We start from the raw sequence: 13,104 nt of genomic DNA on the forward strand, positions 1-13,104 counted from the left end.
AGTTTATAAATTAGACAGGACCAGACCCTTCAACGGCGGATTTACTCTTATTTGACCTTAATTTACCGGGTCAGTTTCCTTTGCTGGCCAAAATCGCAGCCCCTGATCCGCCATCTGCAATAATGTGTCACACGGTGTAAACCGCGGCCCATATTGCACAGCCAGTCGTTGTAAAATCGCAACAACTTCACCCGCGCCAATGCTATCCATATAGCGGAACGGGCCACCCAGGAAAGGTGGAAAACCAATGCCAAACACCGCGCCAATATCGCCGTCGCGAGCGTTTTTAATCACCCGCTCATCAAAGCAGCGCGCCGCCTCGTTGAGCATCATCATCACGCAGCGTTCTGCGCACTGTGTCGCAGACAATTTGCCCTCGCCGGTGGGCTTAATAAGCCCATAAATCGCCGGGTCTACCTGCTTCTTGCTTTTACGCCCTTTTGGATCGTAAAGATAGAAACCACGTCCATTTTTTCTGCCTTTGCGATCGTCATTCAAAATTGCAGAAACAATGTTTGCAGGGGCGCTAAATCGTTCCCCGTAAGCACTTTCCAGCACAGGTATAATTTTAGTGCCGGTATCGATTCCCACCTCATCCAAAAGTTGGATTGGCCCAACGGGGAAACCAAACTTCACCAGCGCATTATCAATGTGATCAACCTTTTCCCCTTCGATCAGCAGGCGCATGGCTTCGTTGATATAAGGGGCCAGAATACGGTTAACGTAGAACCCGGCTTTATCCGCCACTACAATCGGCGTTTTACCCTGCATTTTCGCCAGCTTTACAATAGTAGCAACGGTCTGCGGGCTGGTGCCGGCGTGGGGAATCACTTCTACCAGCGGCATTTTTTCAACCGGGCTAAAGAAATGCAGCCCGATCACCTGTTCAGGACGCGCGGCCTGGGCCGCAATATCGCCAATTGGCAGCGATGAGGTGTTAGAAGCAAAGATAGTGTGCGGCGCGCAGTGCGCTTCGACCTCGGCCACCATCTGCTGTTTCAGGGCCAGATCTTCAAATACCGCCTCAATCACCACATCGCGATGGCGGAATCCGCTGTAGTCCGTGGTACCGGAGATCAGCGCCAGCTGGCGATCGCGCTCGCTGGCTTTGATATGGCGGCGTTTGACCTTCTTATCAAGCAGCTGCCAGCTGTACTGCAGGGCGTGGTTGATCCCTTTCGCATTGATGTCTTTGATCCGCACCGGTAATTTGCCCTTGCTGGCGGTCACGAAGGCGATACCGCCTCCCATCAGTCCGCCACCCAGCACGCCGATGGCCTCAAGCGGTGCAGGTTCCGCCTCGCTGCCGGGATCTTTTTTCACCTCGGTGCTGGCAAAGAAAATGCTGCGCAGCGCCTGCGACTGCGGGGTCATCGCCAGCTCACCAAAGGCTTTAGCTTCTGCGGCATAGCCGCTGCTGCTGCCCTGGGTCAGACCGGTATGGATAACCTCGAGAATGCGTTTTGCCGCCGGGTAATTCCCCTGGGTTTTTTGTTCGGTTTTGTTCGCCACCATTCTGAACAGCAGCGTGCGGCCCAGCGGACCTGCCAGCACGCGCTCGCGCACCGGTAAGCGACGCCCGGCCGGTTTGTCTTTCAGAGCCAGCGCAACCGCGGATTCAAGCAAAATCGACGGCGGAACCACCTCATCCACCAGCCCGACCTTCAGGGCCTGACGCGGACGCAGCTGTTTGCCGGTGAGGATCATCTCCAGCGCCGTGCTGACGCCCACCAGCCGCGGCAGACGTTGGGTGCCGCCCGAGCCGGGCAGCAAGCCGAGCTGCACTTCCGGCAGGCCCAGCACCGTTTTGCCGTCGTCGGTACAGATCCGCCCGTGACAGGCCAGCGCCAGCTCCAGACCGCCGCCGAGGCAGGCGCCGTGGATCGCCGCAATCACCGGGATCGGCAGGGCATGAATTTCAGCCATGATCTGCTGCCCCTGACGGGCCAGATCTTCCGCTTCCTGGGCGCTGCTCGCGCGGGCAATCATGTTGATATCGGCCCCGGCAATAAAGTTGTCCGGCTTGGCCGAGATAAATACCAGCCCGCGAAGCGTTTTGTTTTCACGCACCTGCTTGAGGATGGCGCGCACCTGACCGCCAAATTCGGCTTTCAGGGTATTCATCTTTTCGCCTGGCGCATCGATGGTGACTACCGCCACGTTGTCCAGTCGTACATGCAGGGTAAACGCCGTTGTCATCTCCATTATTCCGCCTCCAGAACCATTGCGGCACCCAGACCACCCGCCGCGCAGGCGGTTACCAGGCCAAACCCACCGCCGCGACGGCGTAACTCATGCAGCGTCTGGGTGATCATCCTCGCGCCGGTCGCCGCAAAGGGGTGACCGTAGGCAATGGAGCCGCCCAGCACGTTAAATTTGCTTTCATCGACCTCGCCCGTCGCGTGGGCCCGGCCTAACACATCCCGGGCAAAGCGTTCGCTGGCCAGCAGCTGCAGGTTGGCCAGGGTCTGGGCGGCAAAGGCTTCATGCATGTCGATAAGCGTCAGGTCGGCCATCGTCAGCCCGGCACGCTCCAGCGCCAACGGCGTGGACCAGGCTGGCCCCAGGAGCATGTCCTGCCAGACATCAATGGCGGTAAAGGCATAGCTGCGCAGGTAACCGAGCGGAGTCAGGCCCAGCTCTTTAGCGCGGGATTCGGTCATCAGGATCACCGCCGCCGCACCGTCGGTTAACGGCGTACTGTTGGCGGCGGTCACGGTGCCGTGCTTGCGGTCAAATGCCGGGCGCAGTTTTGCGTAATCCGCCAGCGTTGAGGTGCCGCGGATATTGTTGTCTTCACTGAGCGGCTCGCGGTATGGCGGGGTGTAGGCCGTCATCACCTCTCCCGCCAGCTTGCCTTCGGCCCAGGCCTGAGCGGCGCGCTGATGTGAGCGGTGCGCCAGCGCATCCTGCTGTTCGCGAGTGATGCCGTAGGTCTTCGCCATCTGTTCGGCGGTGTCGCCCATCCGCAGGCCGGTGGAGTACTCGGCGACGGCAGGCGGCACAGGGAGCAGATCGCGCAAGCGCAGGCGCGAGAAAAGCGATAAGCGCTGCCCGATGGTGCGGGCTTTGTTGACGTCCACCAGCACGCGGGCCAGTTTTTTGCTGACGCCTATGGGTAATACGGATGAGGAGTCGGCCCCGCCGGCGATCCCGGCGCGAATGGTGCCTGTTATCAGGCTTTCCGCGACGTTCGCCACCGCCTGAAAGCTGGTGGCGCAGGCACGGCTGACGCTGTAGGCATCGGTATGGACATTCATCCCGGTGCCCAGCACGATTTCACGGGCGATATTGGGCGCTTCCGGCATCTGCACCACCTGGCCAAAGACCAGCTGTTCAATCACCTCGGGCGGTATTTCGCTGCGAGCCAGTAACTCCCCTACGACCATTTTTCCCAGATCGACTGCAGGTATGCCATGAAAAGCCGTCGCCTGACGGGCAAATGGCGTGCGTAATCCACTGACAATGGCAATGCGATCCCCCTGACGGGTGATTAGCGGTAATGCCTGACTCATAACGCTCCCCTGTGAATAACAAATACGCAAAGTGGTCTGACCTGATAACAGTCTTAACCAAATTTTTACATTAGCCAATCGGGGAGAAGAAAAATTGCGAGCGAAGCCACAGAGCTCAAATGAAACGCCCCCATGAATGGAGGCGTTGAAGGGAAATTAACGCAGACCGAGCTGGAAAATCAGGGACTCAGCTTCGCAGCTGAACACGAAGTCGATGTCCAGGCGCACCCCGCCGTCCACTTCGGTGAAGGTGGAAGAGATGTCGCACGGTTCAGACTCCACGCCGCGTGCTTTCGCGGTCAGGGCTGCCAGCGTCTCTTCGGCTTCAGCACGGCTGGCGAAGACACGGCTGTAAGAGGCGGTGCAATCCGTGTTATCCACGATGGTACCCACATCCATACAGCAGCAAACCGGGGTTTCATCAGCACTGCATTTACTCATAGTAGATTTCCTCTGTAGTCGCGCACGGCGCGAAATAGACACAATGCTGATATTTTACGCCCCGCCCGGGAGGGGCTCCAGTCGTTAATGGCGTAAACGCCGGTAAGTGAGCAATATCACACGTAAAAATGATCTAAAACAAAAATCACCCGTTCGGAGTAAGCGAACTGGTCACAATTTTGCCAACCAGATCCCGTTTCGAAAAACATATCAGTAAATATTAATAAACACACTTGCAACATTCCATCTGGTCAGACCTATACTCTCGCCACTGGTCTGATTTCTAAGTGTTACCACAGACCCTACACTTCGCGCTCCTGTTACGGTGTGTAACAAATATTGAATAAAAATAACTCAATGAGGTTATGGTCATGAGCCAGAAAACCCTGTTCAAAAAAACTGCGCTCGCAATCGCAGTGGCAATCGTCTCCACCTCCGCCTGGTCAGCGGGCTTTCAGCTTAACGAGTTCTCCTCCTCAGGGCTGGGCCGCGCCTATTCCGGGGAAGGTGCCATCGCTGATGACGCAGGGAACGCGAGCCGTAACCCGGCGCTGATCACCATGTTCGATCGCCCGACTTTCTCTATCGGTGCCGTCTATATCGATCCTGATGTGAATGTCACGGGTAACTCCGCCTTAACAGGACAAAGTGCAAACCAGGACAACATCGCCCCTACTGCATGGGTGCCTAACGTGCACTTTGTTATGCCAATCAATGATCAGTTTGGTTGGGGTGCGTCTGTTACCTCCAACTACGGTCTGGCAACCGAATTTAACGATAGCTACGGGGCAGGTATCTACGGCGGTAAAACCGATCTGGAAACCCTCAACCTGAACCTGAGCGGGGCTTATCGTCTCGACAGCAACTGGAGCTTTGGCGTGGGCTTTGATGCCGTTTACGCGAGAGCCAAAATTGAGCGTTATGCCGGTTCGCTGGGTCCATTGCTGTCACGTCAGCTGACCGGCCGTGTACCGCCATCCTACCTGAATGGTATTAACGAACCTGACGATCAGATTGCCTACCTGAAAGGCGACGAATGGGGCTTCGGCTGGAACGCCGGTATCCTGTACGAGCTGGATAAAAATAACCGCTGGGGTCTGACCTACCGTTCAGAAGTGAAAATCGACTTCGAGGGCGATTATAAGAGCTCCATCAACCCGGCTCTGAACAGCATCCTGGGCAGTATGGGTCTGCCGTCAGGCACCGGTGGTCGCACCGAGAGTGGTTCTCTGTCGCTGCATCTGCCAGAAATGTGGGAAGTCTCCGGGTATAACCTCGTGGCGCCACAGTGGGCTGTCCACTACAGCCTGACCTACACCAGCTGGAGCCAGTTCCAGGAGCTGAAGGCCACCGGCAGCAACGATCAAACCCTGTTCTATAAAGAAGAAAGCTTTAAGGACGCGTACCGTATTGCGCTGGGTACCACCTACTACTACGACAAGAACTGGACCTTCCGCACCGGTATCGCCTTTGATGACAGCCCGGTTCCGGCCAACAAGCGTTCTATCTCTATTCCGGATCAGGACCGTCTGTGGCTGAGCGCCGGTATGTCCTACGCCTTTAACGATGATGCCTCTATCGACGTTGGCGCATCTTACATGCATGGTCAGAAAGTGAGCTTCACCGAGGGCGAAGGCGCGGCGGCGTATAACTTCACTTCCGAAGGTAAGGCGTGGCTGTTCGGGACCAACTTCAACTACGCGTTCTAATTACGTAGCGATAAAAAAAGGTGAGCCTCGTGCTCACCTTTTCTTTTTTATTCCGCATCAATCTCGGAGAGTTCATTCTCGATCGCTTTTGCGTTCGGGTTATCTTCCGGTTTCAGCTTGCCGCCGTTAGCAATAAAGTCATGGTTCTGGAAGTAAGCTTCACGCACCATGAGGTACGGATCGGAGGACTGACGCAGCAGGCCGTCGGAATCCAGCAGCTGGGCGCGCGTCTCCACCCCTTCCAGCGTCCATTTACCTACCGATAGCGGCCAGGTCAGCCATGACAGCACCGGATAGAGGGTATCCACCGCATCACCACCGTCTTCACGCAGGGTGAAGCTGCCGTAGAACGGTAAATGGACATACGGGCCGTAACCTACATTGTAATGACCCAGGGTACTACCGAAACGGTGGGGCTGCTCGCGTTGCAGCTTCGGATTCGCCATTCCGGCAACATCAATAAAGCCACCCATCCCTAACAGGGTATTCAGGAAGAAGCGGGTGAAATGGACCATCCCCTGATAGGGATTGCCCTGCAGGAAGTAGTTCGCCATCACCGCAGGCTCTTCAAGGTTGCTGGTGAAGTTGCTCAGCCCGTTACGGGCAGGTTGTGGAACATAGTCACGCCATGCCACCGCAACCGGACGCACCACATAGGGATCCAGCACGTTGTAGTTGAAGTTATACATGGAGCGGTTGAATCCTTCCAAAGGATCGGAGCGCCCCTGTTGCTCGCCAGAACTGGCGCAGCCCATCAGCAACGTGGTGCCCAGCGCAACCACCGACAGCCGAAGTTTCATATCTTTCTCCCTGTTAAGTATGGCTATCACCAAAAGCCATCCGTACTGGCGCTTTCGCGCTCCGTCTGTAAATGTGCAAGTGATTGTATCAGCACGCTTACTGATGTCTACGACCACAAATCGGGGCAATAAAGCACCTTCTTTATGATCTCAGAATAGCCTGGCTTTACGTTTTCGTTAGGCTGGCAATTTTATACGGCCTTAGCCGGGGATGTATCGCGTTTATTGCCATAACAGGAATTTAAGAGCATACCCACGGGCGATGAGATAAAAACCGCTACGCTTATGGGTATCAGTCACATCAGGAGCACCACAATGGACGAACTCAAAGAAGAGAAATTAGACAATCATACTGAAGAGCTGGAAGTTGAAAGCGAGGAGAACCGCCGGGGAAAGAAGATTGAGGTCGATGAGGACCACCTCCCCTCGCGCGCCATGGCCATCCACGAACATATTCGCCAGGACGGTGAAAAAGAGCTGGAACGCGATGCCATGGCTCTGCTGTGGTCGGCCATCGCTGCCGGGTTATCAATGAGCGCCTCTTTTCTGGCCAAAGGGATTTTTCACGTTCAGTTTGAAGGTATTCCCGGCGGGATGGTACTGGAAAACCTCGGCTATACCTTTGGCTTTATTATCGTGATTATGGCGCGCCAGCAGCTGTTTACCGAGAATACCGTCACCGCGGTACTGCCGGTGATGCAGAGCCCGACATGGGGCAATTTCGGCCTGCTGATGCGCCTGTGGAGCGTGGTGTTATTCGGTAATATTATCGGTACCGGCGTCGCGGCATGGGCGTTTGAATATATGCCTATATTTGACGAGCCCACCCGCGACGCGTTTGTGAAAATAGGCACCGGAGTGATGGAAAACAGCCCTCTCGAAATGTTCTCTAACGCCATCATCTCCGGCTGGATCGTCGCCACCATGGTGTGGATGTTCCCTTCTGCCGGATCGGCCAAAATCGTGGTTATTATTCTGATGACCTGGCTTATCGCCCTGGCCGATACCACCCATATCGTGGTGGGCACGGTGGAGATTTTATATCTGGTCTTTAACGGCACCATCCACTGGAGCGAGTTCTTCTGGCCCTTCGCGATCCCTACCCTGGCAGGCAATATCTGCGGCGGCACCTTTATTTTTGCCCTGCTGAGCCATGCGCAAATTCGTAACGATATGTCGAATAAGCGCAAAGCCGAGATCAAAGCCAAAGAGCAGGCCCGGCAGGAGGAAGCGGAAGAGAATAAAAAATCGGCCTGAATGGCGACACTTTAAGCAGTCAGGCGGTGGCGAGCTTAACGCCTTGTATAAATGGCGTTATACTCGTGCCGCTTTGTCCCCTTAGTTAAATGGATATAACGAGCCCCTCCTAAGGGCTAGTTGCAGGTTCGATTCCTGCAGGGGACATTCTCCCGTCTTCCGTTCCGACTGATCCTTCCCAGCCAATAGCACCCATACACACAACGTCCCACATCGCTGTGCTGTACTCTCGCGCCGTTAAAACGAATTCGCATCTCAAAAAATAACGGAGAAAGCACATGAAGAGAATCCTGATCGTTCTGGCCTTAATCGCCCCTTGCTCTGCGTTTGCCGGGGTTATCTTTCACCCGGTTGAGCGCGCTGCGATAGTGGCAAACTCCGCGCATCCGGTCGCTGCCGCGACGGTCACCGCGCAGGCAAGAAACCACCGCGCCGCCAGAGTGGACGCCGTTAACTGCAACGATGGTCGCTGCGTACAGCACGGTAACGTGGTTCGCTAAGACGCCTGAGCTCCGGACTATCGGAGCTCCCCCCACCAAACCAGGGCGCTGACGCCCCTGAGCAAAAACAGTTACTCTAGAACGCTGACTCACCATGCCACCAGTCCGGTTTACAGAGGGTAATATGTCAAAAGCGCTACTCATCATCGATATGCAGAATTTTGTAAAAGAGAGAATCCAGCAGGGCGTGGATTACTTCCCTCAGAACAGCATTGAAAACATGACCTCGGTAATTGAAAAATTCAGAACCTCTGGCACCCCCGTCATCCACGTACGCCACCAGACGCCTGAGCAGGGTTCTCCTCTCCATCACAGCTCGCCATCAAGCCAGCCTCTTGACGCGTTCAAAGAGCACGCTGACGAACCGGTATTTATTAAACACACCTCCTCCGCATTCAGCTCAACGGGATTACTGGCTTATCTCCAGGAGGCGCATATTGCTGAGGTGGTGGTTATCGGTGCTGTGGCCGGGTTTTGTGTTAACTCAACCGTCAGAATGGGCGCGGATCTTGGGGTAAAGATGACGGTGCTAAACGATGCGGTACTCAGCTTTGAGCTGGAAAGCCATCAGCTCAGCGCAAAGGCCATTCATGATGTGACCCTGGGTCTGCTCGACGCCGGTTTTGCTCAGGTTACCGACGCCGCGGCGTTCCAGCTTTCCTGAATACTGTGCCCCGGGCGTCCATCACCTGGCACGCCACCAACGCTCCAGGGTATAATCTGCCAATCATTTGACGGATTTCAGAAACGAACATGACCAAACTCACACTACAAGAGCAGATGCTTAAAGCTGGCTTAGTCACCAGCAAAAAAATGGCGAAAGTGCAGCGCACCGCCAAAAAATCCCGCGTGCAGGCGCGTGAGGCACGCGAAGCGGTTGAAGTGAATAAGCAGGCGCAGGTTGAACGTGATAAAGCGTTAAGCGAGCAGCAAAAGCAGGCCGCCCTGGCGAAAGAGTATAAGGCGCAGATCAAGCAGTTAATCGAGATGAACCGGATCGTGGTGGCAAAAGGCGATATCGGTTTTAACTTCACCGACGATAACCTGATCAAAAAAATCTATGTCGATAAAACCACGCAAGCACAGCTGATCAATGGCCGTCTCGCCATTGCGCGTCTGGTTGCCGACGCGGGCCGTGAGAGCGAATATGCGATTATCCCCGCCATCGTTGCCGAGAAAATTTCCCAGCGTGATGCGAGCTATATCGTGTTAAGCAGCGAATTGACTCAGGAAGCGAAGGACGAAGACGATCCATACGCCGATTTTGTCGTGCCTGACGATCTGATGTGGTAATACTGACAGACCACCTCTCCAGGAGGTGGTCTGTCTCCCTTCTTAACGCTCGTGGAACGCCTCCGCTCTGGCGCGCAGGATCGGTTTCAGCAGATAGGCCATCACCGTTTTCTTACCGGTAATAATATCCACCGAGGCCACCATCCCCGGAATAATCAACAGTGGTTTCTCATCCGTACCGAGGTGGTTTTTGTCGGTGCGCAGACGAATAATGTAAAAACTCTTCCCGTCTTTGTCGGTCACCGTGTCGGGGCTGATCTGCTCCAGCGTGCCCTTTAGTCCGCCATAGATGGTGTAATCGTAAGCGGTGAACTTCACCGTCGCTTCCTGGCCCGGACGTAAAAACGCGATGTCCTGCGGGCGAATCTTCGCTTCCACCAGCAGCGTATCGTCCAGCGGAACAATCTCCACCAGGTCGTTACCCGGCTGGATCACGCCGCCGATGGTGTTGACCAGCAGCTGCTGGACCACGCCGCGCACCGGGGAAGTCACCAGGGTGCGGTTCACCCGGTCGGAAATCGCCTTGCCCGAGGCCTCAATTTTGCTGAGATCGGTTCGCGCCTCGTTGAGCTGCCCCAGCGCCTCGCTGCGGTAACGCCCCCGCGTTTCGCTGACCTTACTCTCAATCTCCTTGATGGCCGCTTCCGCCCGGGGAATGGCGAGCAGCACCGAGTCCAGCTGTCCCTGGGTTTCCACCACGCCACGACGCAGGCGCAATACCTCTACTTTTGAGATTGCCCCTTTGGCCACCAGGGGTTCAGACATACTGACCTCCTGCTGCTGCAGCCCGAGGCTACGGCGGTACTGGCTGACCTTGCCCTGGAAGTCGAGCAGCTCCTGCTTCTTCTGCACCAGCTGTTCGTTGAGTCCGTCCAGCTCGCTCTGGATACGTTTGTTAACGCTGGCGAACAGCTCCATTTCACCATTGGCGATATCCGGCGCCTTCTGCACAATCTCCGGTGCCAGGGTCAGCGTTTTCGCATCGTCAAGCTGAGCGGTCAGACGCTGGATCCGTGCCTGCAGGGCCAGCCGATCGGCGTCGGACTCCCCGGCGTTGGAGCGAAACTGAGTATCATCCAGACGCAGCAGCGGCGCCCCGGCTTTCACCACCTCCCCTTCATGCACAAAGACCTCGGCCACGATCCCGCCTTCGAGGTTCTGCACCTTCTGCAGGCGCGAGGAGGGAATGGCCCGCCCTTCCCCACGCGTCACCTCATCAATATTCGCCAGCGACGCCCAGAGGATCATGGCGATAAAGAAAGCGAAGATGGCCCACAGCGTGACGCGCACCACCCGCGGGGCATCATCCAGCAGGGCTTTGTTGACCTCGTTAGTGGTGAACGGTGCGGGCTGTTTATCTCCTGACAGCCAGCTCATCAGGCGGCTAAGCGACTCAACGATTCGCATGAATTTGTCCCTTCTTCAGCGCGCTCATGACGCTCTCTTTCGGGCCGTCGGCAATAATTTTGCCGTTGTCGACAATAATAAGACGGTCCACCAGGGTCAGCAGCGACGCACGATGCGTCACCATCAGCAGCGTTTTGTTGCTGATGACCGGTATCAGCGCCTTTTTAATCAGATCTTCGCTGGTGTTATCCATCGAGCTGGTGGGCTCATCCATCAGCAGTACCGGCGGATCGAGCAGCAGCGCGCGCGCTAAAGCCACCGCCTGCCGCTGGCCGCCGGAGAGGCTCATCCCCCGCTCGCCCACCTGCATGTTGTACCCGGACGGATGGCGACGGGCGAACTCGTGTACCCCGGTGAGGGTGGCGACCCGCAGCATGGTCTCGTCGTCAACGTAGCTGGCGCCGTAGACCAGATTCTCCCGCAGGGTGCCGCTGAACAGATGGATATCCTGCGGGGCATAGCCGATGTTGTGGCGCAGATCGTGGACATCGATCTGGCGGGCATCAATACCGTCAATCAGCACATTGCCGCTGTCCGGCTGATAAAAACCGACCAGCAGTTTCGCCAGCGAGCTTTTGCCCGACCCGCTGCGGCCGATGATCCCTACCTTCTCGCCGGGCTGGATGGTCAGCGACACATTGCTGAGCGAGGCGTACTGGTTGCCCGGGTAGACGAAGGTGACGTCGCGCAACTCAATGGCGCCGGAGAGCGTTTCCCGCTTCAGGGGCACCTCGTCATCCTGCACCTCCTGCTCGAGGTTCATCATCCGATCGATAGTGGCTTTAGTCATCCGCGCCCGCTGGTAGCGGGTGATCAGGCTGCACAGCTGGCCGATGGGCATCATGGCGCGACGGTGCAGCAGGTAGCAGGCAATCAGCCCGCCCATGCTCAGGTTGCCGCCAATAATGATGTAGACCCCGGCCACGATAATGGCCACGCCGCTGAACTGCTGTAGCCAGGCGGTAAAGTTCACCGCCACATAGGAGAGCGACTTCACCCGCAGCTCCAGCTTGCTCAGCTGGCCGGTCAGGTGTTCCCACTGATACTGGCGCTCGCTCTGGGCGTTATTGATCTTGATGGCATCCAGGCCGGTGAGCGTCTCCACCAGCATCGCCTGGCGTTCGTTGGAGAGCTGATAGGTTTTCTTGACCCGCGACATCAGCGGGCGCTGGATCAGCCAGTTCACCAGCAGCGCCAGCGGATAGCAGAGCAGCGGGATAAACACCAGCGGCCCCCCGATGATGCCAATCACCAGCAGGATCAGCAGGGTAAACGGCAGGTCGATAAAGGCGGTCAGCGTCAGCGATGAGAGGAAGTCGCGGATCGACTGGAACTCCTGGAAGTTCTGCGCGAAGCTCCCCACCCGCGGCGGGCGGAGCTTCATCTTCATCCCCAGCAGCCGCTCGAACAGCGCCGAAGAGACCACCAGGTCGGTCTTTTTACCCGCCAGGTCGAGGCAAATACCGCGCAGGATCTTCAGTACAAAGTCGAACACATACGCAATGCTGATACCGATCGCCAGTACCCACAGGGTGGCCGTGGCCTGGTTGGGCACCACCCGGTCATAGACGTTCATTACAAACAGCGGGGCGGCGAGCGCCACCAGGTTCACGAGGAAGCTGGCGACCACCGCATCCACGTAGAGGAATTTCGACAGCCTGAGCGTGTCCTGGAACCAGGCGGTAGTGCGCGGCAGCGTGGCCGTCGGCTGGGCATCGAATTCATGTTCCGGGGAGATAAAAATCACCCGGCCGCTGTAGTTTTCCGCCAGCGTCTCGGGCGATACGATAATCTCACCCCCTTCCGTTTCGCTGGGCAGCAGACGCGCGCGCTGCTGCTCATCCCAGCCAATCAGCACCGCGGTCTGATTGTTTTTCAGCAGCAGAATGGCGGGCAGTGACATCGCAGTAATGTTTTCCAGCGGACGCTGCACCACCCGCGCCTTGAGCCCTGCCCGTCCGGCAGCGCGCGGAAAGGTTTCAATCGTCAGGGTATGGGCTTCCAGCGGCAAGCCGGTAGTCAGGACGTTGCGGCTGGTGGCAATGTTATGCAATTTACAGACGATCATCAGCGCATCCAGGAGCGGATCGTCATGGCTTTGCCGCGGATCCTGCCTGCCCTGTGCCTGCGGGGTGGTCTCAATGCGCTCGGAGGAGTCAATATCAGGCGTCATTCTCTGCCT

11 protein-coding genes and 1 tRNA gene are annotated in these 13,104 nt (G+C 56.7%); 6 read left to right on the forward strand and 6 right to left on the reverse strand.

All coding sequences use genetic code 11. The features are described 5' to 3' along the window. Positions 1–57 precede the first annotated feature (57 nt). From fadJ to SOM40_RS16470, 3 genes are all read right to left on the reverse strand, one after another. Positions 58–2,205, reverse strand: coding sequence for a fatty acid oxidation complex subunit alpha FadJ (gene fadJ, locus SOM40_RS16460; protein WP_320530363.1), 2,148 nt, complete (start codon positions 2,203–2,205; stop codon positions 58–60). Then, positions 2,205–3,515 (reverse strand): acetyl-CoA C-acyltransferase FadI, encoded by a 1,311-nt coding sequence (fadI, locus tag SOM40_RS16465; RefSeq protein ID WP_225758337.1) that lies wholly within the window; start codon positions 3,513–3,515, stop codon positions 2,205–2,207. Before fadI ends, fadJ begins: the two co-directional genes overlap by 1 nt. Positions 3,516–3,671: 156 nt before the next feature. Beyond that, entirely contained in the window at positions 3,672–3,956 is a 285-nt protein-coding gene (locus SOM40_RS16470; RefSeq protein ID WP_106994706.1) for a YfcZ/YiiS family protein, read from the reverse strand. Between the two features lie 371 nt (positions 3,957–4,327). Here SOM40_RS16470 and fadL point away from each other — a divergent pair, with 371 nt between their 5' ends. After that, positions 4,328–5,665 carry a long-chain fatty acid transporter FadL gene (gene fadL, locus SOM40_RS16475; protein ID WP_106994705.1) on the forward strand — a complete coding sequence of 446 codons (1,338 nt, stop codon included), beginning with the start codon at positions 4,328–4,330 and terminating at the stop codon, positions 5,663–5,665. Positions 5,666–5,712: 47 nt separating this feature from the next. On the opposite strand, the gene mlaA is transcribed toward fadL, so the two are convergent. Next, entirely contained in the window at positions 5,713–6,465 is a 753-nt protein-coding gene (gene mlaA, locus SOM40_RS16480) for a phospholipid-binding lipoprotein MlaA (RefSeq protein WP_106994704.1), read from the reverse strand. Positions 6,466–6,780: 315 nt separating this feature from the next. On the opposite strand from mlaA, the gene SOM40_RS16485 reads away from it, so the two are divergent. The 5 genes from SOM40_RS16485 (at position 6,781) to SOM40_RS16505 (ending at position 9,515) form a co-directional block, all read left to right on the forward strand. Then, positions 6,781–7,722, forward strand: a complete 942-nt coding sequence (locus SOM40_RS16485) for a formate/nitrite transporter family protein (RefSeq protein WP_106994703.1) — start codon at positions 6,781–6,783, stop codon at positions 7,720–7,722. Between the two features lie 75 nt (positions 7,723–7,797). After that, positions 7,798–7,869 (forward strand) — tRNA-Arg (locus SOM40_RS16490). 131 nt (positions 7,870–8,000) lie between these two features. Further along, complete coding sequence (locus SOM40_RS16495; protein ID WP_320530364.1) at positions 8,001–8,222, forward strand: hypothetical protein; 222 nt, start codon at positions 8,001–8,003, stop codon at positions 8,220–8,222. 124 nt (positions 8,223–8,346) lie between these two features. Further along, complete coding sequence (locus tag SOM40_RS16500) at positions 8,347–8,886, forward strand: isochorismatase family protein (protein ID WP_320530365.1); 540 nt, start codon at positions 8,347–8,349, stop codon at positions 8,884–8,886. An 89-nt stretch (positions 8,887–8,975) separates the two neighbouring features. Beyond that, positions 8,976–9,515: a DUF2058 domain-containing protein gene (locus SOM40_RS16505; protein WP_106994700.1), complete on the forward strand. Its 540-nt coding sequence runs from the start codon at positions 8,976–8,978 to the stop codon at positions 9,513–9,515. Between the two features lie 42 nt (positions 9,516–9,557). On the opposite strand, the gene SOM40_RS16510 is transcribed toward SOM40_RS16505, so the two are convergent. Continuing rightward, entirely contained in the window at positions 9,558–10,922 is a 1,365-nt protein-coding gene (locus SOM40_RS16510) for an HlyD family type I secretion periplasmic adaptor subunit (RefSeq protein ID WP_106994699.1), read from the reverse strand. Then, the gene (locus tag SOM40_RS16515; RefSeq protein ID WP_261644457.1) at positions 10,909–13,095 is read right to left on the reverse strand and encodes a type I secretion system permease/ATPase; all 2,187 of its coding nucleotides are present in this window, start codon (positions 13,093–13,095) and stop codon (positions 10,909–10,911) included. The genes SOM40_RS16510 and SOM40_RS16515 overlap by 14 nt, the downstream gene beginning before the upstream one ends. Positions 13,096–13,104 lie beyond the last annotated feature (9 nt).

The organism is Leclercia sp. CFBP8987 (assembly GCF_034044995.2).
In the GTDB taxonomy this organism is placed as follows: Bacteria; Pseudomonadota; Gammaproteobacteria; order Enterobacterales; family Enterobacteriaceae; genus Enterobacter; species Enterobacter tamurae.

Bases quoted from the DNA above. Each gene is read 5' to 3' on its own strand.
- fadJ (WP_320530363.1), bottom strand. From the start codon at position 2,205: ATGGAGATGACAACGGCGTTTACCCTGCATGTACGACTGGACAACGTG.
- fadI (WP_225758337.1), bottom strand. From the start codon at position 3,515: ATGAGTCAGGCATTACCGCTAATCACCCGTCAGGGGGATCGCATTGCC.
- SOM40_RS16470 (WP_106994706.1), bottom strand. From the start codon at position 3,956: ATGAGTAAATGCAGTGCTGATGAAACCCCGGTTTGCTGCTGTATGGAT.
- fadL (WP_106994705.1), top strand. From the start codon at position 4,328: ATGAGCCAGAAAACCCTGTTCAAAAAAACTGCGCTCGCAATCGCAGTG.
- mlaA (WP_106994704.1), bottom strand. From the start codon at position 6,465: ATGAAACTTCGGCTGTCGGTGGTTGCGCTGGGCACCACGTTGCTGATG.
- SOM40_RS16485 (WP_106994703.1), top strand. From the start codon at position 6,781: ATGGACGAACTCAAAGAAGAGAAATTAGACAATCATACTGAAGAGCTG.
- SOM40_RS16495 (WP_320530364.1), top strand. From the start codon at position 8,001: ATGAAGAGAATCCTGATCGTTCTGGCCTTAATCGCCCCTTGCTCTGCG.
- SOM40_RS16500 (WP_320530365.1), top strand. From the start codon at position 8,347: ATGTCAAAAGCGCTACTCATCATCGATATGCAGAATTTTGTAAAAGAG.
- SOM40_RS16505 (WP_106994700.1), top strand. From the start codon at position 8,976: ATGACCAAACTCACACTACAAGAGCAGATGCTTAAAGCTGGCTTAGTC.
- SOM40_RS16510 (WP_106994699.1), bottom strand. From the start codon at position 10,922: ATGCGAATCGTTGAGTCGCTTAGCCGCCTGATGAGCTGGCTGTCAGGA.
- SOM40_RS16515 (WP_261644457.1), bottom strand. From the start codon at position 13,095: ATGACGCCTGATATTGACTCCTCCGAGCGCATTGAGACCACCCCGCAG.